This is a genomic window from Caulobacter segnis, assembly GCF_003243465.1.
In the GTDB taxonomy this organism is placed as follows: domain Bacteria; phylum Pseudomonadota; class Alphaproteobacteria; order Caulobacterales; family Caulobacteraceae; genus Caulobacter; species Caulobacter segnis_A.
Map to the genome: position 1 here is coordinate 1 of NZ_QFQZ01000082.1, position 19,453 is coordinate 19,453.

Consider the following 19,453-nt stretch of genomic DNA (forward strand, 5'->3'; position numbering starts at 1 on the left):
TGACTTCATGCCAGAAGCCGCCGCGGACGCGGTGGGCGCCGAGGTCGACCGTCAGGCCGGCGGTCAGGCCGCCGCGGTCGATGTCGTATTCGGTGGTGCGGATCGACAGCGGCGCGGCGGTCGAGCCGGCCACGCCCCAGCCCGGGGTGGGCACATAGGGCGTGTACCACAGGCCCTGGCCCTTGTTCTTGTGTTGGTAAGCGGTGGCGTCCAGCTTCACGCGGTCGGTGATGTCGAGGTTCAGCGACGCGCCGTAGAGGTCGTCGTTCCGCACGCCGGCGCCGGCGTAGTAGGCGTCGTCGACGGTCTTGAACGGCGCGGGGAGCTTCGCGCCCGGCGTGTTGTAGGCGGCGGCCGCGGCGATCGCGAGGCCCCAGTTGGGCTGGGTGTTGTCCCAGTCGCGGCCCAGGCGGCTGATCATGTCGAACGACAGGTCCTGGTAATCCTGCTCGCGGCGTTCCGAGCGGTGGTAGAAGCCGGTCAGGTCGCCGCGCTCGCCCAGGGGCATCACCAGCTTGGCGTCGTACTGGCGCTGCTTCTGCTCGCCGCCGCCCTTCCACTTGTCGGCCTTCTGGTCGGCGACCGAGACGTAGCCGCGCAGCCCGCCCAGCTGGCTGATGGCGCCGGTTTCGAAGCGGCCGAACACGCGGTGCATGTTGTCCGAACCGCCGGTCAGGTCGAGTTCGCCGCCCATCTGTTCGGAGGGATCGCGCGAGAAGAACTGCAGCGTGCCGCCCAGGTTCGAGGTCGAGGCCGTGCCCAGCGCGCCGGCGCCTTGCGCCAGCTCGACCTTGCCGATGTTCTCGCTGGCGATCGCGCGGCTGATGTGCAGGCCGTTGTGGTTGCCGTAGCTCATGTCGCCCAGCGGCACGCCGTCCAGGGTGAAGCCGAGCTGGTTCTGGTTGAAGCCGCGGATCGAGATACGGGTCGACCACTCGTAAGCCCCAAACGCGTCGGCCGACTGGAAGGTGACGCCGGGCAGCTTGTCGATCGCCTTCAGCGCGCTGGTCCCGGCGGCCTGCAAGCCGATGGCGTCGCTGTTCAGGGTCTGGATCTGGCGGCTCTGGCCCTGGCCAATGATGATCAGCGCATCGACTTCGGCGCTGTCGGCCGGGGCGGCGGTGGTCGGAGCGGCGGCGGCGTCGGCCTTGTCGTCGGCGAAGGCGGGCGCGGCGGCCATGACGAGGGCGAGCGCGGCGGCGCCCAGCAGCATCTGGTTCTTCTTCATTGTCACTATCCCCTTGTCCGATGCGGATCAGCGTCGGCTTGGGGGATCGGCTAACAGCGCCGGGCGACGCGGCGGTGAAGGTTCCGTGTCGGCGAGTCGACACTGGCGCGACGAAACGATGAAGGCGTTCGGAGCGCCAATTCCCTTGCCGCGATTGCGCGAAGCGGCCCGGACCGCTATTTCAGCGCCCAATCCCCGAAACCCTCGTCCAGCGAGATCGCGAGCCTCATGGCGCAGCAATATATTTTCCAGATGCAGGGCCTGACCAAGGCCTATCCCGGCGGCAAGAAGGTCTTCGAGAACATCTGGCTGTCGTTCTACTCCGACGCCAAGATCGGCGTCGTGGGCGTCAACGGCTCGGGCAAGTCGACCCTGCTGAAGGTCATGGCCGGCATCGACAAGGAATTCTCCGGCGAAGCCAAGGCCGCCGACGGGATCAAGCGCGGCTATCTCCCGCAGGAGCCGCACCTGGACCCGACCCTCGACGTCTGGGGCAATGTCATCGCCGACTGCGAGGACAAGAAGGTCTTCGACAAGTACAACGAACTGGCGGCCAAGCTCGGCGAGGACTACTCCGACGAGCTGATGGAGGAGATGACCAAGCTCCAGGAGATCATCGACGCCAAGGATCTCTGGGACATCGATTCCAAGATCGAGATGGCGATCGACGCCCTGCGCTGCCCGCCCAACGACGCCAACATCGAAAAGCTGTCGGGCGGTGAGAAGCGCCGCATCGCGCTCGCTCGCCTGCTGCTCAGCAAGCCCGACATGCTGCTGCTCGACGAACCGACCAACCACCTGGACGCCGAGTCGGTCGCCTGGCTGCAACATCACCTGGAAGAGTTCCCGGGCTGTGTGATCCTGGTCACCCACGACCGCTACTTCCTGGACCAGGTCACCAAGTGGACGCTGGAGCTCGATCGCGGCAAGGGCATCCCCTACGAGGGCAACTACTCGGGCTGGCTGGAGCAGAAGCAGAAGCGCGTCGTCCAGGAGCAGTCGGAATCGGAAGCCCGCCAGCGCGCGCTTACCCGCGAACTGGAATGGGTCCGCTCGGGCGCCAAGGCTCGCCAGGCCAAGTCCAAGGCTCGCCTGGCCGCCTATGAGAAGATGGTCGCCGACCAGGAGAACGCGTCGAAGGCCCAGACCTACGCCCACATCCAGATCCCGCCGGGCCCGCGCCTGGGCAACGTCGTGCTGGAAGTCTCGGGCCTCGAGAAGGAATACGGCGACAAGGTCCTGTTCAAGGACCTCACCTTCAAGCTGCCGCCGAACGGCATCGTCGGCGTGATCGGCCCCAACGGCGCCGGCAAGTCGACCCTGTTCAAGCTGATCACCGGCCAGGAAAAGCCCGACGCCGGCACGGTCAAGCTGGGCGAGACCGTCAAGCTCGCCTATGTCGACCAGTCGCGTGACGCCCTGGATCCGAACAAGACGATCTGGGAAGAGATCAGCGGCGGCACCGACGTGATGATGGTCGGCAAGCGCGAGATCAACTCCAGAGCCTATGTCGGCAGCTTCAACTTCAAGGGCAGCGACCAGCAGAAGAAGGTCGGCCTGTTGTCAGGCGGTGAGCGCAACCGCGTCCACCTGGCCAAGACCCTGGCCGCCGGCGGCAACCTCGTCCTGCTCGACGAACCGACCAATGACTTGGACATCGAGACCCTGCAGGCCCTGGAAGAGGCTCTGGAAGAGTTCGCCGGCTGCGCCGTGGTCATCAGCCACGACCGCTGGTTCCTGGACCGCCTGGCGACCCACATCCTGGCCTTCGAGGGCGACAGCCACGTCGAGTGGTTCGAAGGCAACTTCGAGATGTACGAGGAAGACAAGAAGCGCCGCCTGGGCGCCGACAGCCTGATCCCCAAGCGCATCAAGTTCCAGAAGTTCGCGCGGTAACGGGCGGGCGTTCTAAGCGAAGACTGATAAGGGGCGGCCGGCGACGGTCGCCCCTTTTGCGTCAGAGACGCTTGAGCGCGCTTTGCGGTTGACGTCGTCTCTAAAGCGCCTCTACCTGAGCGTTAGTATTCTTCGCTGGGGGTGAGGAAATGGCGTCTTCGACTTTGCGCGTGTCATCCGGGTTTGATGACCGGCCGCTCCGCGCTTAACCGCCAGACCCGGGGCGCGGCGAGCTCGCTATCCGCTATGCATCGTTCGCCCATCGGCTGAGCTATCCCCGATATCCGAATGGGCCGCGAGGTCCGTGCGCCTCGCCAGGAGTCATCGTCGTGTCTGCTCTCGCTTCCGCCAATGTGGTCCAGACCCTGACGACGGGAACACTCCGAGACGTCACCTTGAGCGCCAGCGGCTCGACAGCCTATGTGTCGAACACCGACGGATACGTCACCGCGTTCGATGTGAAGAGCGGTGACGTGCTGGGCCGATGGAAGGTCGGGACAACGCTGGCCGGCATGGATGTTTCGCCGGACGGCCGTTATCTCGTCGCGGCCGAGGCGAGCATCGAGAGGGGAACGGACGGAACCAGCACGATGCGGATTCATCGTCTGGACCTGAAGACCGGCGATGTGGTGGACTACACCACCAAGGTCGGCAACGAGTACTCGAGCGGCTTCTATGACGTCGCTTGGACCAAGGACGGCGCGATCATCGTCTCGCGGAGTTCGGGACCGGGTCTGACGGTGTGGTCCCTCGATCCGGCTACAGGCCTGTTCTGGACGGTCTCCGGCGTGCCGTCCCAGTACTTCTACGGAACGCTCACGGCGTCGCAGGACCGTGGCAAGATCCTCCTGGGGGTGGAAGGAAGCAGCAACGCGCCGCTGTATGTCCACGTCAGTCCCAGCTATTCAATGACCCAGATCGCGGTCACGGACACGTCGTACAACACGGGCCTGCAGGCGATCAGCAACAGCGGCGTTGTGGCCCAGGCGGTATACGGCAAGCTGCTGGTCTATGACGCCTACTACCGACCGATCGGCGACATCATAGCGACGCGCCCGGACCTCAAGTACAATGTGGCGGGCGTGGAGTTCAGCGCCGACGGGTCTAAGCTGTTCGTCCTCGACACGAACTACGACCGTATCCTCCAGTTTTCGACCACGGACTGGTCGATCGAGCGCTCGATTACGATCGGTAGCGACGTCGGCGCCGGCTACTATGGCTCGGCGGCCTATGGCGACCGGCTGAACCTCTCGGCGGACGGCGCCTATCTGGTTGTGTTCTCGGGGACGACGGTCTTCTCGGTGGACACGCGCCTGACCTGGGACCCCGGGACGGACAAGGCCGACGTCATCACTGGCGACGCCGCGGCGAACGTCCTGTTCGGGTTCGCTGGCGATGACGTGATCGATGGCGGCGCCGGCAATGACCGGCTTTACGGCGACGCCGGCAACGACACGCTTATCGGCGGCGCGGGGGACGACACCCTCGACGGCGGTGATGGGGTCGATACGGTCGACTACAGCGGCGCGACCACCGGGGTTACCGTGAGCGCGAGTCCTTCCTGGTCGTCGGCCCAAGGCGCCGGCTACGATCAGCTCTATTCGATCGAAAACATCAAGGGCTCGGCGTTCAACGACACCCTGACGGGCGCGGCCGGGGCCAATGTCCTGGATGGCGGCGCGGGCCGTGATCTGTTGAGCGGCGGCGCCGGCGGCGACACCCTTCTGGGCGGCGCGGGCGATGACACTCTAATAGGCGGCCTGGGCGATGATATCCTGGATGGCGGCGCGGGCAGCGACACAGCGAGCTACGCCGACGTCCAACTCGGCGTTCGCGTCGACCTGTCCAAGGACAGTGTGATCCAGAACACCCTCGGCGGCGGGGCCGACACCTTGATCGGTGTCGAGAACCTGACGGGCTCGAACTACGATGACGTGCTGCTGGGATCCAGCGAGGCGAATCTCCTCGAAGGCGGGAAGGGGGATGACATCCTCGACGGCGGGGCGGGCGCCGACACGGCCGTCTATAGCGACGCCTCGATCAACTACACCTGGGGGCGGAATAGCGACGGCACTTGGACCGTCACAGACAAGCGATACTACGGCACTGGAGTCGACACGCTACTGAACATCGAGACGCTGAAATTCAGCGACAAGACGGTGACGCTTTCGGCCTCGTACACCACCACCACCGTCGATGCGCTGACCTCGCGCGGCGCCGCCCGCGTGGCCGCCGGCGGATTTTTCCAGGATGTGGTGATCAGCTCGGACGGCAAATCATTCTTTGCCGCCGACGGCGATGGCTACGTGGTTGGATACAGCATCCCAACGGGGGGCATCACCGGGCGCTGGAAGGTGGGGACGCTGCTGGCCGGCATGGATGTGTCGACCGATGGCCGCTATCTCTTCGTGGCGGAACAGCTTCCCTCTAACTACAACGACAGTGTTCAAGGCGTCGCCACGGTCCATAGGCTGGACTTGACGACCGGCCAGGTGACGGACTTCACCCTCGCCATCAAGGGCAGCGACCGCGGCTTCTACGATGTCGCCGTCGCGCAGAATGGTGCCGTTTATCTGAGCCAAAGCAGCAACAGCGCTAATCAGACTAACCTTTGGACCCTGGATCCTGCGACCGGGAAGTTCGCGCCTACCAACAGCACCTACTACCCGGAGTCGACTCTGACGGTGTCGGAGGACCGCACCAAGATCATGATCGGGCAGCAGAGCCTCTATGGTGGGAAGGTCTGGCTGTACGACACCGTGGCCAAGACCTTGGACCAGGCGTCCAGCACCAACTATTACAACAGCGGCGTGCAGGCGGTTTCCGCGGCCGCCAAGTTGATGGTTCAGGTAACCTATGGCCAGACCATCATCTACGATCTGACCGGAAACAAGGTGGCCGACCTGACGGCCATCCACCCGGAGTTCCAGTCCCGCTTGGGGGGCGCCGGCTTTTCTTCCGACGGCAAGTCGCTGTTCGTCTACGAAAACCCCGCCAATCGCGTCCTGGAGCTGTCCGTCGGCGACTGGTCAATCAAGCGTGCGATCGCCCTAGGCTATACCGACTACAACACGGCCGGTGGCCTTTATGGCGACCGGCTGTCCGTCTCGTCGGATGGCCGTTACCTCACGGTGGCCACGAGTCTCGCGGTCACCACCATCGACCTGCAAGCAGACTGGCGTTCGGGATCCGACGCCGCCGATACGCTCAACGGCGACGCTGGCCCGAACATCCTCTACGGCTTTGGCGGCAATGACGTCATCGACGGCGGGGCCGGAGACGACAAGCTCTATGGCGGCGATGGCGACGACCGATTGATTGGCGGAGCGGGCAACGATCTCCTCGATGGCGGAGCGGGGAGCGACACCGCCGACTATTCGGGAGCCACGGCCAGCCTCTCGATCAATTTGTACAATTACGGCTATTCGCAGGACACGCGCGGCGCGGGCGTCGACACCCTGGTCGGTATCGAGAACGTGATCGGGTCGGCCTTCAACGACCAAATCTACGGCGACACGAACGCCAACCGCATTGATGGCGGCGACGGCGCCGACACGCTCTACGGCAATGAAGGCAGCGATACCCTGATTGGCGGCGCTGGCGACGACATGCTGTACGGCCAGTCTGGCGACGACAGCTACGACGGCGGGGCGGGCTTCGACACCGTGTTCTACGACAGCGCGACGCTGGGCGTCACGGTGGACCTCAGCAAGACTGGCCTGCAAAACACCCGCGGCGGCGGCGTCGAGACGCTGGTCAACATCGAAGGGTTGAAGGGCTCGTCATACGCCGACACGCTGACCGGCGACGCCGGCGCCAATACCCTTGATGGCGGTGCTGGCGCCGACACCTTGTCCGGTGGCGGGGGCGATGACCTGCTGATCGGGGGGGCGGGCGACGACACCTTGGACGGCGGAGATGGCGCGGACACGGTGCGCTACTACGGGTGGGCCAACGACTATTCCGTGGTCAAGAACGCCGACGGTTCGATGACGGTGACAGACACGCGCGGCGGTTCGCCCGACGGGACCGACCGGCTGATCAATATTGAGAAGATCATTTTCCGCCCCGATCCGACGATCACCGAACTGAGCAGCGAACTCGCCTCCATCCTTCGAAGTGTGAGCTACGACGCGAAGATTATAACTCTGGCCACCGGCCTGTCCGAGCAGTGGTCAGCGGGTAAACTCGCCCTGGATCAGGTCACTAGCGAAGTGATCAAGACGGCCGGCGCCACCACCTCGGTTGCGACGCTGGCCTACCAGTTCTTCACGGGAAAGATTCCCAGCTTGGGCGGCGTCAACTACCTGGTTTCGACGTACGGAGGTAACGCCAACAACCTCAACAGCGATTACTATCAGGCCTTCAATCTCGAGAACCGTTACATCAACTTCGCGGTCAATCTTGGGAAACTGGGCGAGGGCAAGGAAGCGTTTTCGGCCAAGTACGCCTCGCTTAGCTTCGTCGACGCCACCCGTGAAGCCTACAAGACGATCTTCGGCGCGGCGCCGAGCGATGCGAAAATCCACGCGATGATCGATACGCGCGTCGACTACTTCGCTTATTACGGCGGCGATGGGTCCAACGGGATCGGGACCAAGGCGGCGATGGTCGGGTGGCTGCTGGCCGAGGCGCAGAAGGCCGATCTGGGCGTAATGGTCAGATCGAATGACGCCTGGCTGACCGACCTAGCCGACGGCTCCGCGCCGTTCGCCGTCGATATCCTCGATCCGGCCAAGGGCTACTACAAGGCCGACTTCATCTTCGGCGGCTGACGCCGGGACGACGCCAGGGCCCGCTCAGGCGGGCCATGGGCCGTCCCGGAAGTTCGGCGCTATTTCGGCGGGGCCGGGGGCGTCGACGCGCCCATCGGGTCGGTGGGCGTCGACGGGTTGGGCAGGGTCGAGCCGTTGGGCTGCGTCCCGCCGTCCGTCGGCGGCGTCGAGGGCATGCTGGGCGCGCCCGTCCCGACCGGCGGGTTCACCGACGTGTCGGACGACGTCGACGAGCCCATGGTCGACGAGCCCATCGACGACGAACCCATGGTCGAGGAATCCGTCGTCGAGCCGCTCATCGTGCTGCTCCCCGGCGCCGTCGCCGAGGTGTCGGTCGAGGCGCCGGTGGGAGCGGTGGGCGATCCGGCCCACCAGTCCTTGCTGGCGCGCGCCTTCGGCGAGGCCTTCATATAGGCGTTGAGCTGGGAGTAGGGGATCGGCTGCTTGGGGCCGGCCGTGGCGGAAGACTTGGACTGGGCGAGGGCCGAGCCGCCGCCGACCAGCATCGAGAGCGCCGCGGTCGCGGCGAGCGTCTTGGTCAACATCGTGGTTTCTCCGGGCCTGGAACACCGTTTGGCGTCCTGCCAGCACAACTCTCGGGCGACGCCGTTGTTCACAGCTTGGCCGCTTTGACGAGGAACCGCGCGCGCCTGGGGCGGGTTTGAGGGCGACCCATCCATCAAAGGAGCTTCCCATGAGCGATCAGATGCAGGATCGAGGCGCCGTCCTGAGCGGCCGCAAGGTCGCCGTGCTGGCCACCGACGGCTTCGAGCAGTCTGAGCTGGAAAAGCCGGTCGAGGCCCTGAAGGCCGCGGGCGCGCAGGTCGAGATCGTCTCGCCCAAGTCCGGCGAGATCCAGGGCTGGGAGCATCACGACAAGGGCCGGGCCGTGCCCGTCGACCGCGACCTGTCGTCGGCTCGGCCCGAGGACTATGACTCGATCGTCTTGCCGGGCGGGGTGATCAATCCGGACGCCCTGCGCCTGGAGCCCCAGGCCATCGACTTCATCAAGCACTTCGTCACGAGCAAGAAGCCGATCGCCGCGATCTGTCACGGCCCCTGGACGCTGATCAACGCCGGCGCGGTCGAGGGCAAGGAGATGACCTCGTGGCCGTCCCTGGAGACCGACCTCAAGAACGCCGGCGCCCGCTGGGTCGACCGCGAGGTGGTGGTCGACGAGGGCCTCGTCACCTCGCGCAAGCCCGACGACCTGCCGGCCTTCTGCGCCAAGATGGTCGAGGAGTTCGCCGAGGGCCACCACTAGCGCGGCGTCTTCGGCGCGGGATCGGGCCGCCGGTCGCGGCGGTCCGATCCGGGGCCTTGGCTCTGGATAACTGTCGCAGGTCGAGTAGCTTGCTGGAAAAGGACGGTCGTCCCATCGGCCGCCATGGAGGAAGCCATGCCGCAAGCCCCGGTCGAGAAGCCGCACGTCCTGATCTCCCACGAGATGCTGCTGCCGCTGCAGCCGCTGCTGGAGGGTCTCTATGCGGTGCATCGCCTGTGGGACTATCCGGATCGGCTGGCCTTCTTGGAAGGACCGGGGCGTCATGTCAGGGCGATCGTCCATGCGGGCGAGATGGCGCTGGGCCCCGACCTCCTGTCGGAGATGCCACAGCTGGGCCTGATCGCCTGCGTCAGCGTCGGCTATGACGGGATCGACGTGCCCTGGTGCAAGGCGCACGGCATCGCCGTGACCCACTCGACCGGCCTGAACGCCGCCGACGTGGCTGACCACGCCGTGGGCCTGGTGCTGGCGGCCTGGCGCGGGATCGTCGAGGGCGACCAGCGTCTGCGCGCCGGCCGCTGGAGCCACGCCGAGCGCATGGCGCCGCGCCATGGCCTGCGGGGCCGCAAGGCCGGGATCGTTGGCCTGGGACATATCGGCGAGGCGGTGGCGGCTCGCCTCTCCGCCTTTGAGATGAAGATCGCCTGGTGGGGGCCGCGCGCCAAGGACAGCGACTATCGCCGCGCCGACACCCTGATGGCCCTGGCGCGCGATAGCGACGTGCTGGTCGTCTGCGCGCGGCCGGATGCCGAGAACCGCCACATGATCGACCGCGCCGTCATCGAGGCGGTCGGGCCGCAGGGCCTGATCGTCAATGTCGCGCGAGGCTCGCTGATCGACGAGGACGCCCTGATCGCCGCGCTCAGGTCCGGCGCCCTGGGCATGGCGGGCCTGGACGTGTTCGAACACGAGCCGACTCCCGCCGCGCGCTGGGAGGGCGTTCCGCATGTCGTGCTGACGCCCCATACCGCCGGCGCGACGCTGGACAGCATCCCGGCCATGGTCAACCTGACCCTGGAGAACCTGCGCCGCTACTTCCACGGCGAGCCTCTGGCGACGCCGGTGGCGGTCTAGGGGCGCTTGGTCAGCCTCACGCCCTCAAGGAGGATCGCGGTGTGGTGATGGCCGCTCATGGGACTCATGAACTCGCCCTCGGCCACGATCGGCTTGCCCAGGAGCGGGCGGTAACGGGCGAAATCCTCCGGGGTCAGGATCAACTGGATCTCGCGCACATCCTTGGCCCCGCTGTCAGGGTCGTCGCCGTCCGGGGAGACGCAGAGCGCCTTCCCCAGGCGCAGAAGCCAGTACCGCTCGGGCGTGTCGCCGTCCTTGATCGACTCGAAATTGGGCGGGCCCGGAAAGGTGTGGGCGACCAGGACGCCAGCGAGTCTCTGCGGGCCGCCGTGCGGCAGGCATTGCGGCGTAGAAGCCAGGATCATGGCGGCGAGCAGCATGGCATGTTTCACAAAGCTTGCTAGGCTCCGAGCCTCGCAGCGGGCGGAGGCGTAAACATGGCCAAGGTTGTCAGCATCGGCGGTTTCTTCTTCAAGGCCGAGGATCCCAAGGCGCTGCGCGACTGGTACGCGCGGGTGCTGGGCTTCGAGGTCCACGACTGGGGCGGCGCCATCTTCGAGCCGCCCAAGGGCAGCCAGGCGACCTGGTCGCCCTTCGCCGCCGACACCGACTATTTCGCGCCGTCGGCCGCGCCGTTCATGATCAATTTCATTGTCGATGATATCGATGGCGTTCTCGCGCGCGCCGCCGCCGAGGGCGTCGAGCCGCTGGGCCGGCAGGACGAGGGCTATGGCCGGTTCGCCTGGCTGATGGATCCCGCAGGGGTGAAAATCGAGCTCTGGGAAGCCGCGAAGGCCGAGTCTGAGGCATAAATTCCTCTTGCCAAAACGGACATAAAGATATCTTTATGTCTCCATGAAGCTCACCGCCGAACAGGTCGTCGAAGTGCTGCGCGCCGCCGGCGAGTCCACGCGCCTGCGCCTGCTGGCCTTGCTGGCGGCCGAGGAGCTGTCGGTGCTGGAACTGTGCCGCATCCTCGACCAGAGCCAGCCGCGCGTATCGCGGCATCTGAAGCTGCTGGCCGAGGCGGGGCTGGTCGAGCGTTTCCCGGACGGCGCCTGGGTCTTCTACCGCCTGGCCGCCAAGTCGCCGGGCCGGTTCCTGGTCGAGCAGGCGCTGGACCTGATCGACGACACCGATCCCGTCATTCGCCTTGACGCCGACAAGCTGGCGGCCGTGCGGGCCGAGCGCTCGACGGACGCCCAGGCCTATTTCGCTCGCAACGCCGCGCGCTGGAACGAGATCCGCTCGCTGTATGTCGACGAGGCCGAGGTCGAGGCCGCGATCCTGCGCGCGACCGGGGAGGGGCCCTTCGACGAGATGGTCGACCTGGGCGCCGGCGCTGGCCGCATGCTGACCCTGCTGGGCAAGCGGGCCAGCAACGCCCTGGGCCTGGATCTCTCGCAGCAGATGCTGAACATCGCGCGCGACGAAGTCGCCAAGGCGGGTCTTGCGAGTTGCGAGCTGCGCCACGGCGACATTTTCAGCACCGGTCTGCCGGGCGGCTGCGCCGATCTCGTCACCGTCCATCAGGTGCTGCACTACCTGTCCGACCCCGCCAACGCCGTGGCCGAGGCCGCGCGGCTGGTCGCGCCGGGCGGCCTGCTGCTGATCGCCGACTTCGCCCCGCACGACCACGAGTTCCTGCGCGAGGTGCACCAGCATCGCCGCCTGGGTTTCGACGACAGCGAGATCACGCCGTGGCTGCGGGCCGGTGGCCTTCAGTTGGAAAGCAACATCGCCCTGCCGCCGTCCACCGGCGAGGGGCTCACCGTGAAAATCTGGACCGCGCGTCGTCCCTTGAGCGTCGCCGCCGAAAGGAGCGCCGCATGACCCTTCCGCCCACCCGCCGCGTGATCGGTCCCGTCGCCCGCGCCGGTGAAAGAACCAGCCGTCCCCGCGTCTCTTTCGAGTTCTTCCCGCCCAAGACGCCGCAGATGGAAGAGAGCCTGTGGCAGGCGATCACCCGCCTGGCGCCGCTTGATCCCGCCTTCGTCTCGGTGACCTACGGCGCCGGCGGCTCGACGCGTGAGCGCACCCACCGGACGGTCAAGCGCATCCTGGACGAGACCAGCCTCAAGCCCGCCGCTCACCTGACCTGCGTCGGCGCCTCGCGCGCCGAGGTCGACGAGGTGATCCGCGACTATTGGGACATCGGCGTCCGCCACATCGTCTCGCTGCGCGGCGACCCGCCCCCCGGCGAGGGCGGCATCGGCGGCGTCTATGTCCCGCGCGAGGACGGCTACGCCAACGCCACCGAACTGACCAAGGCCGTGCGAGCGATCGGGCCGTTCGAGGTGCTGGTCGGGGTCTATCCGGAAAAACATCCGGAAAGCCCGTCGCTGGAGCACGACATCGACGTGCTGAAGCAAAAGGTCGACGCCGGCGCGACGCTGGGCGTCAGCCAGTTCTTCTTCGATCTCGACGCCTTCCTGCGCTACGTCGACAAGGTCCGCGCGGCCGGGATCACCATCCCGATCGTGCCGGGGATCATGCCGGTGACCAACTTCGCGGGGCTGAAGAAGATGGCGGCCGCCTGCCAGACCACCATCCCCGGCTGGCTGGCCAACCTGTTCGACGGGCTGGAGAACGACGCCGAGACCCGCCGCCTGATCGCCTGCTCGGTCGCCACCGAGATGTGCGCCAAGCTGCAGGAGCAGGGCTTCGAGGACTTCCACTTCTACACCCTGAACCGCGCGGACCTGGTCTACGCCATCTGCCGCGTGCTGGGCCTGCGCGAGACTGCGCCGGCCCCGGCGGAGGTCGCCGCATGAAGCGCCTCGCTATCGCCCTGGCGGTGTCGGTCCTGGCCCTGGCGTCTGCCGCCCACGCCGACATGCCCGCCAACTGGACCAAGCCGACCAAGCCCTATCGCGTGGTCGGCAACATCTATTACGTGGGGACAGAAGGCATCTCGTCCTGGCTGATCACCTCGTCCGCGGGGCACGTCATCCTGGACGGCGGCCCCAACGCCGAGACCGGCAAGCAGATCGAGCGCAACATCGCCGCGCTGGGCTTCAAGCTCGCGGACGTGAAGATCCTGATCAACACCCACGCCCACTTCGACCACGCCGGGGGGCTGGCCCAGCTGAAGGCCGACATTCCGACCGCCAAGCTGTGGATCTCGCGCGGCGACGAGCCGGCGATCGAGCAGGGCCACCACATCGGCGACAACGAGAACGGCCCGACGCCGTTTCCCGCGGTCAAGGTCGACCGCGCCTTCGGCGACGAGACCAAGCTGAAGCTGGGCGAGACCGCGATGGTCGCGCACCTGACGCCGGGCCACACGATCGGCTGCACCACCTGGACCACGGCGGTCACCGAGAAGGGGCGGCCGCTGAACGTGACCTTCCCGTGCTCGCTGTCGGTCGCCGGCAACGTTCTGGTCGGCAACAAGACCCACAAGAACATCGTCGCCGACTACCGCGCCAGCTTCGTCAAGATGCGGGCTCTTCCGACCGACGTGATGCTGCCCGCGCACGAGGAGCAGGGGAACCTGCTGGCCAAACGCCAGAAGCAATTGCGCGGCGACCCGAACGCCTTCGTCGATCCGGCCGAGCTTGCCCGGTTCGTTGACGCCTCCGAAGCCGCCTTCAACAAGGAGCTCGCGCGCCAGCAGGCGGCGGGAGCAAGCCATGACTGACCTGTCCATCCGCGCCAATCGCGTCGCCGCCCTGAAGGCCGCCGCCAAGGAGCGCATCCTTATTCTCGACGGCTCCTGGGGCGTGATGTTCCAGAAAAAGGGCCTGACCGAGGCCGACTATCGCGCCGAGCGCTTCGCCGCGCACGACGGCCAGATGAAGGGCAACAACGACATCCTGTGCCTGACCCGGCCGGATCTCGTGGCCGAGCTGCACGACGCCTACTTCTCGGCCGGCGCCGATATCTCCGAGACCAACACCTTCTCGGGCACCACGATCGCCCAGGCCGACTATCACCTGTCGGAACAGGACGTCTGGGACATCAACCTCGAGGGCGCCAGGATCGGCCGCTCGGTCGCCGACCGCTGGAACGCCGAGAACCCGGCGAGCCCGAAGTTCATCGCCGGCTCGATCGGGCCGCTGAACGTCATGCTGTCGATGTCGTCGGACGTGAACGATCCCGGCGCGCGCAAGGTGACCTTCGATCAGGTCTATGAAGCCTATCGCCAACAGGTCGACGCGCTCTATCAGGGCGGGGTCGATCTCTTCCTGATCGAGACCATCACCGACACCCTGAACTGCAAGGCGGCGATCAAGGCGATCCTCGACTGGCGCGACGAGGGCCACGAGGAGCTGCCGATCTGGATCAGCGGCACCATCACCGACCGCTCGGGCCGGACGCTGTCGGGCCAGACGGCCGAGGCCTTCTGGAACAGCGTCAAGCACGCCAAGCCGTTCGCGGTGGGCTTCAACTGCGCCCTGGGCGCTGACTTGATGCGCCCGCACATCGCCGAGATGGCCCGCATCGCCGACACCCTGGTCGCGGCCTATCCCAACGCCGGCCTGCCCAACGCCATGGGCCAGTACGACGAGGAGCCGCACCAGACCGGCCACGCCCTGCACGAATGGGCCAAGGACGGCCTGGTCAACATTCTGGGCGGCTGCTGCGGCACGACGCCGGACCACATCCGCCACGTCGCCGATGAAGTGCGCGGCGTGAAGCCGAGGCAAATTCCCGAGCGCCCCAAGGCCATGCGCCTGGCGGGCCTCGAACCGTTCGAGTTGGCTTAGTGTCTCTGACTTCAATTCTCCTTCTCCCCATGCGGGAGAAGGTGTCGCCGAAGGCGACGGATGAGGGGTCTTGCTGGCCTTTCAGCCGCTGTCTCGCGGCGGTGACGTTCTTCAACCCCTCATCCGACCCGCTTCGCGGGCCACCTTCTCCCGCAAGGGGAGAAGGGATGACTGCTGCTGGATCCTGAAATGCGCCCCGTCTTCGTCAACATCGGTGAGCGCACCAACGTCACCGGCTCGGCCAAGTTCAAGAAGCTGATCGTCGAGGGCGACTATCCGGCCGCCCTGTCGGTTGCGCGCCAGCAGGTCGAGGCCGGCGCCCAGGTCATCGACGTCAACATGGACGAGGGTCTGCTGGACAGCCAGCAGGCCATGATCACCTTCCTGAACCTGATGGCCGCCGAGCCCGACATCGCCCGCGTCCCGGTGATGATCGACAGCTCCAAGTGGGAGGTGATCGAGGCCGGTCTCAAGTGCGTCCAGGGCAAGGCGATCGTCAATTCGATCAGCCTGAAGGAAGGCGAGGAGAAGTTCCTCCAGCAGGCCAAGCTGTGCCTGCGCTACGGCGCGGCCGTGGTGGTCATGGCCTTCGACGAGGTCGGCCAGGCCGACACGGAAGCTCGAAAAGTCGAGATCTGCGAGCGGGCCTACAACACCCTGGTGGAGAAGGTCGGCTTCCCGCCCGAGGACATCATCTTCGACCCCAACATCTTCGCGGTGGCGACGGGGATCGAGGAGCACGACAACTACGCCGTAGACTTCATCGAAGCCACGCGCCGCATCAAGCAGATGCTGCCCTACGCCCGGGTGTCGGGCGGGGTGTCGAACGTCTCGTTCAGCTTCCGCGGCAACGAGCCGGTGCGCCGGGCGATCCACTCGGTGTTCCTGTACCACGCCATCAACGCCGGCATGGACATGGGCATCGTCAACGCCGGCGACCTGCCGGTGTATGACGACATCGACCCGGGTCTGCGCGAGGCCGTCGAGGACGTGATCCTCAACCGCCCGCAGCGCGATCCGAACCAGACCAACACCGAGCGCCTGGTCGAGATGGCCCCCCGCTACAAGGGCGAGAAGGGCCAGCAGCAGGTCGCCAACCTGGCCTGGCGCGAGGGCACGGTGAACGAGCGCCTGACTCACGCCCTGGTCCACGGCATCACCGAGTTCATCGAGCAGGACACCGAAGAGGCGCGCCTCGCCGCCGAGCGTCCGCTGCACGTGATCGAAGGCCCGCTGATGGACGGCATGAACGTCGTCGGCGACCTGTTCGGCGCGGGCAAGATGTTCCTGCCCCAGGTCGTGAAGTCCGCCCGCGTCATGAAGCAGGCCGTGGCCTGGCTGATGCCCTTCATGGAGGCCGAGAAGGAAGGCCAGGAACGCCAGGCCGCCGGCAAGGTGCTGATGGCCACCGTGAAGGGCGACGTCCACGACATCGGCAAGAACATCGTCGGCGTCGTGCTGCAGTGTAACAACTACGAGGTCGTGGACCTGGGCGTCATGGTGCCCGCCGACCGCATCCTCGATGAAGCGAAGAAGCACAAGGTCGACATGATCGGCCTGTCGGGCCTGATCACCCCGTCTCTGGACGAGATGGTGTTCGTGGCCGCCGAGATGGAGCGCCAGGGCTTCGACATTCCGCTGCTGATCGGCGGCGCCACCACCAGCCGAACCCACACGGCGGTCAAGATCGAGCCGGCCTATCGCCGCGGCCCGACCACCTATGTCGTCGACGCCAGCCGCGCGGTCGGCGTGGTCTCAGGCCTGCTGTCGGAGGGCGAGCGCGACAGGATCATCGCCGAGACCCGCGCCGAATACGTCAAGGTCCGCGAACAGTACGCACGCGGCCAGACGACTAAGGCCCGCGCCTCGATCCAGGAAGCCCGCAAGCGCGCCTTCGCCATCGACTGGAAGGGCTATGTCCCGCCCAAGCCGGCGTTCATCGGCACGCGGGTGTTCGAGCCTTCGCTGGCGGAACTCGTGCCGTTCATCGACTGGTCGCCGTTCTTCGCCAGCTGGGAGTTGATCGGTCGCTTCCCGCAGATCCTGGAAGACGATGTCGTCGGTCAGGCCGCCACCGACCTCTATCGCGACGCCCGCGCCATGCTGGACAAGGTGGTCGCCGAGAAGTGGTTCGGGGCCAGGGGCGTGATCGGCTTCTGGCCGGCCCAGGCCCAGGGCGACGACATCGTGCTCTACACCGACGAGACCCGCGTGGCCGAGTTCTCGCGCCTACACACCCTGCGCCAGCAGATGGACAAGGGAGAGGGCAAGCAGAACGTCGCCCTGTCGGACTTCGTCGCGCCAATCGGGCAGGGGGCCGACTATGTCGGCGGCTTCGCGGTCACGGCGGGCCATGGCGAGGATGAGATCGTCAAGCGCTTCAAGGACGCCGGCGACGACTACAACGCCATCATGGCCTCGGCCCTGGCCGACCGTCTGGCAGAAGCCTTCGCCGAATGGCTGCACCACAAGGCCCGTGTCGAGCTGTGGGGCTACGCGCCCGAAGAGGACGCCGACGTCGAGCGCCTGATCGCCGAGAAGTACCAGGGCATCCGCCCCGCGCCCGGCTATCCGGCCCAGCCCGACCACACCGAGAAGGGCACGCTGTTCAAGCTGCTCGACGCCGAGGCGGCGACGGGCCTGCAACTGACCGAGAGCTACGCCATGACCCCCGGCGCGGCGGTCTCGGGCCTCTTCTTCAGCCACCCGCAGGCGCACTATTTCGGCGTCGGCAAGATCGACGCCGACCAGGTCGAGGACTACGCCCGCCGCAAGGGCTGGGACCTGGCGACGGCCGAACGCTGGCTCTCGCCGATCCTGAACTACGACCCTCTGGCCCGGGCGCGCGGGGCGGCGGCGTAGACGACGCTTATAAAAACCGTGTCATCCCGGAAGCCTCGCAGAGGCTGTCCGGGACCCAGGGGCGGCAAGCGCGGCGTTCCCGCACCCCCTGGGTCCCGGCTCTACGCTCCGCTTCGGCCGGGATGACACGGGTATGATAGCGGCCGCGTTTCGCCGCCTTGCGAACGGCGTTCTCCGCCTTCATCCTCCTCCCAACAAATAACGGGAGGGACGACATGGAACGCTCGGGCGTCAGCCGCCGGGCGCTGGGGGCCTTGGCCCTGGGCGGCGCGGCGATCGGGCTGTCGGGATGCGAGGCGCCGGGCCACACGGACCTCAATCCCAAGAGCCGCCAGTTCCCCAAGGACTTCATCTGGGGCGTCGCCACCGCCGCCTTCCAGACCGAGGGCTCGCAGACCGCCGACGGCCGCCGGCCCAGCGTCTGGGACCTGTTCGAGAAGGTCCCCGGTCACGTCAAGGACGGCTCGGACGCCACGGTCGCCACCGACAGCTATCGCCGCTTCCAGGAGGACGTCGACCTGATCGCCGGCGCGAGCCTCAAGGCCTATCGCTTCTCGATCAGCTGGTCGCGCATCCTGCCGACGGGCGAGGGGGCGGTGAACGCCAGTGGGCTGGACCACTATTCGCGGCTGGTCGATGCCTTGCTGGCCAAGGGAATCGCGCCCTACGCCACGCTGTTCCACTGGGACCTGCCGCAGGGCCTGCAGGACAAGGGCGGCTGGAAGAACCGCGACACCGCCCAGCGCCTGGCCGACTACGCCCATGCGGTGGTCGAGCGGCTCGGGGATCGGCTGAAGAACTACATCATCCTCAATGAGGCCGCGGTGCACGCCGTCTTCGGCCACGTGCTGGGCGAGCAGGCCCCGGGGCTCAAGGACGACGCGCTCTTGGGGCCGGTGATCCACCACATGAACCTCGGCCAGGGCCTGGCGATGCAGGCGCTGCGGGCGGGAGGCCAAGGGCTCAAGGTCGGCACGACCATGGCGCTGCAGCCTTGCCGCCCGGCCGGCGGTCCGTGGGCGCTCTGGAACCGGCTGGCCTCCGACGGCCTCGACGCGCTTTGGAACGGGGCGTGGCTCGATCCGCTGTTCAAGGGGATCTATCCCAAGGCGATGGACGACTTCCTGAAGGGCGTCGTCCGCGACGGGGACATGGCGATCACGCGCCAACCCGTCGATTTCCTCGGGGTGAACTACTACGCCCCCGCCTACGTGCGCCTGGACCTGAACGCGCCGGGCAAGATCGCCCAGGCCGCGCCGCCGAAAGGGGCGGAGCTCGATGCTTTCGGCCGCCACATCGACCCGTCGGGGCTGTTCGAGGTGCTGGACCGCGTGCGCCGCGACTATGGCGCGCCGCCGATGATCGTCACCGAGAACGGCTGCTCGGACCCGTTCAGCCCTGGCCCGGCGATCCTCGACGACCAGTTCCGCATCACCTACCTGCGCCGCCATCTTCAGGCCGTGCTGGCGGCCCGCGAAACCGGCTGCGACGTGCGCGGCTATTTCGAGTGGACCCTGATCGACAACTTCGAGTGGGACCTCGGCTACACCTCGAAGTTCGGCCTGGTGGCCATGGACCGCAAGACCGGCGTTCGGACGCCCAAGGCCTCGTACCGCTGGTT

General features: G+C 66.7%; 15 protein-coding genes. 12 read left to right on the forward strand and 3 right to left on the reverse strand.

Features of this window, described 5'->3' with window-relative positions; translation table 11 throughout:
• The coding region (locus DI526_RS19535; RefSeq protein WP_304281428.1) for a TonB-dependent receptor plug domain-containing protein at positions 1 to 1,228 on the reverse strand (1,228 nt) is incomplete at its 3' end.
• 228 nt (positions 1,229 to 1,456) lie between these two features.
• Between DI526_RS19535 and ettA the strand changes: the two genes are divergently transcribed.
• Complete coding sequence (gene ettA / locus DI526_RS19540) at positions 1,457 to 3,124, forward strand: energy-dependent translational throttle protein EttA (protein ID WP_304281432.1); 1,668 nt, start codon at positions 1,457 to 1,459, stop codon at positions 3,122 to 3,124.
• Between the two features lie 395 nt (positions 3,125 to 3,519).
• Entirely contained in the window at positions 3,520 to 7,899 is a 4,380-nt protein-coding gene (locus DI526_RS19545; protein WP_304281435.1) for a hypothetical protein, read from the forward strand.
• Between the two features lie 59 nt (positions 7,900 to 7,958).
• Here the strand turns inward: DI526_RS19545 and DI526_RS19550 are convergent, their stop codons facing one another.
• On the reverse strand, positions 7,959 to 8,444 hold the full coding sequence (locus tag DI526_RS19550; RefSeq protein ID WP_304281438.1) for a hypothetical protein: 486 nt from the start codon (positions 8,442 to 8,444) through the stop codon (positions 7,959 to 7,961).
• 149 nt (positions 8,445 to 8,593) lie between these two features.
• On the opposite strand from DI526_RS19550, the gene DI526_RS19555 reads away from it, so the two are divergent.
• The gene (locus tag DI526_RS19555; RefSeq protein ID WP_304281441.1) at positions 8,594 to 9,163 is read left to right on the forward strand and encodes a type 1 glutamine amidotransferase domain-containing protein; all 570 of its coding nucleotides are present in this window, start codon (positions 8,594 to 8,596) and stop codon (positions 9,161 to 9,163) included.
• 135 nt (positions 9,164 to 9,298) lie between these two features.
• Entirely contained in the window at positions 9,299 to 10,258 is a 960-nt protein-coding gene (locus DI526_RS19560; protein ID WP_304281444.1) for a 2-hydroxyacid dehydrogenase, read from the forward strand.
• On the opposite strand, the gene DI526_RS19565 is transcribed toward DI526_RS19560, so the two are convergent.
• Positions 10,255 to 10,638: a DUF4431 domain-containing protein gene (locus DI526_RS19565; RefSeq protein ID WP_304281447.1), complete on the reverse strand. Its 384-nt coding sequence runs from the start codon at positions 10,636 to 10,638 to the stop codon at positions 10,255 to 10,257. The two genes, DI526_RS19560 and DI526_RS19565, sit on opposite strands and share 4 nt — an antisense overlap.
• Before the next feature lie 57 nt (positions 10,639 to 10,695).
• Here DI526_RS19565 and DI526_RS19570 point away from each other — a divergent pair, with 57 nt between their 5' ends.
• The 8 genes from DI526_RS19570 to DI526_RS19605 all read left to right on the forward strand — a co-directional run.
• Entirely contained in the window at positions 10,696 to 11,070 is a 375-nt protein-coding gene (locus tag DI526_RS19570) for a VOC family protein (RefSeq protein WP_304281450.1), read from the forward strand.
• Between the two features lie 43 nt (positions 11,071 to 11,113).
• Positions 11,114 to 12,091, forward strand: coding sequence for a metalloregulator ArsR/SmtB family transcription factor (locus DI526_RS19575; RefSeq protein WP_304281454.1), 978 nt, complete (start codon positions 11,114 to 11,116; stop codon positions 12,089 to 12,091).
• A complete protein-coding gene (metF, locus tag DI526_RS19580; RefSeq protein WP_304281457.1) occupies positions 12,088 to 13,032 on the forward strand; it encodes a methylenetetrahydrofolate reductase [NAD(P)H] in 945 nt (314 codons plus the stop codon). The genes DI526_RS19575 and metF overlap by 4 nt, the downstream gene beginning before the upstream one ends.
• Entirely contained in the window at positions 13,029 to 13,901 is an 873-nt protein-coding gene (blaCAU, locus tag DI526_RS19585) for a CAU/MBL1b family subclass B3 metallo-beta-lactamase (RefSeq protein ID WP_304281460.1), read from the forward strand. Before metF ends, blaCAU begins: the two co-directional genes overlap by 4 nt.
• Positions 13,894 to 14,970, forward strand: a complete 1,077-nt coding sequence (locus DI526_RS19590; protein WP_304281462.1) for a homocysteine S-methyltransferase family protein — start codon at positions 13,894 to 13,896, stop codon at positions 14,968 to 14,970. The genes blaCAU and DI526_RS19590 overlap by 8 nt, the downstream gene beginning before the upstream one ends.
• A gap of 29 nt (positions 14,971 to 14,999) precedes the next feature.
• Positions 15,000 to 15,158, forward strand: a complete 159-nt coding sequence (locus DI526_RS19595) for a hypothetical protein (protein ID WP_304281468.1) — start codon at positions 15,000 to 15,002, stop codon at positions 15,156 to 15,158.
• Positions 15,148 to 17,832: a methionine synthase gene (gene metH, locus DI526_RS19600; RefSeq protein WP_304281471.1), complete on the forward strand. Its 2,685-nt coding sequence runs from the start codon at positions 15,148 to 15,150 to the stop codon at positions 17,830 to 17,832. The genes DI526_RS19595 and metH overlap by 11 nt, the downstream gene beginning before the upstream one ends.
• 215 nt (positions 17,833 to 18,047) lie before the next feature.
• Positions 18,048 to 19,453, forward strand: a 1,406-nt coding sequence (locus tag DI526_RS19605) for a GH1 family beta-glucosidase (RefSeq protein WP_304281466.1), incomplete at its 3' end; no start/stop codon positions are given.

Bases quoted from the DNA above. Each gene is read 5' to 3' on its own strand.
- ettA (WP_304281432.1), top strand. From the start codon at position 1,457: ATGGCGCAGCAATATATTTTCCAGATGCAGGGCCTGACCAAGGCCTAT.
- DI526_RS19550 (WP_304281438.1), bottom strand. From the start codon at position 8,444: ATGTTGACCAAGACGCTCGCCGCGACCGCGGCGCTCTCGATGCTGGTC.
- DI526_RS19555 (WP_304281441.1), top strand. From the start codon at position 8,594: ATGAGCGATCAGATGCAGGATCGAGGCGCCGTCCTGAGCGGCCGCAAG.
- DI526_RS19595 (WP_304281468.1), top strand. From the start codon at position 15,000: ATGCGGGAGAAGGTGTCGCCGAAGGCGACGGATGAGGGGTCTTGCTGG.
- DI526_RS19570 (WP_304281450.1), top strand. From the start codon at position 10,696: ATGGCCAAGGTTGTCAGCATCGGCGGTTTCTTCTTCAAGGCCGAGGAT.
- blaCAU (WP_304281460.1), top strand. From the start codon at position 13,029: ATGAAGCGCCTCGCTATCGCCCTGGCGGTGTCGGTCCTGGCCCTGGCG.
- DI526_RS19565 (WP_304281447.1), bottom strand. From the start codon at position 10,638: ATGCTGCTCGCCGCCATGATCCTGGCTTCTACGCCGCAATGCCTGCCG.
- DI526_RS19560 (WP_304281444.1), top strand. From the start codon at position 9,299: ATGCCGCAAGCCCCGGTCGAGAAGCCGCACGTCCTGATCTCCCACGAG.
- DI526_RS19590 (WP_304281462.1), top strand. From the start codon at position 13,894: ATGACTGACCTGTCCATCCGCGCCAATCGCGTCGCCGCCCTGAAGGCC.
- metF (WP_304281457.1), top strand. From the start codon at position 12,088: ATGACCCTTCCGCCCACCCGCCGCGTGATCGGTCCCGTCGCCCGCGCC.
- DI526_RS19575 (WP_304281454.1), top strand. From the start codon at position 11,114: ATGAAGCTCACCGCCGAACAGGTCGTCGAAGTGCTGCGCGCCGCCGGC.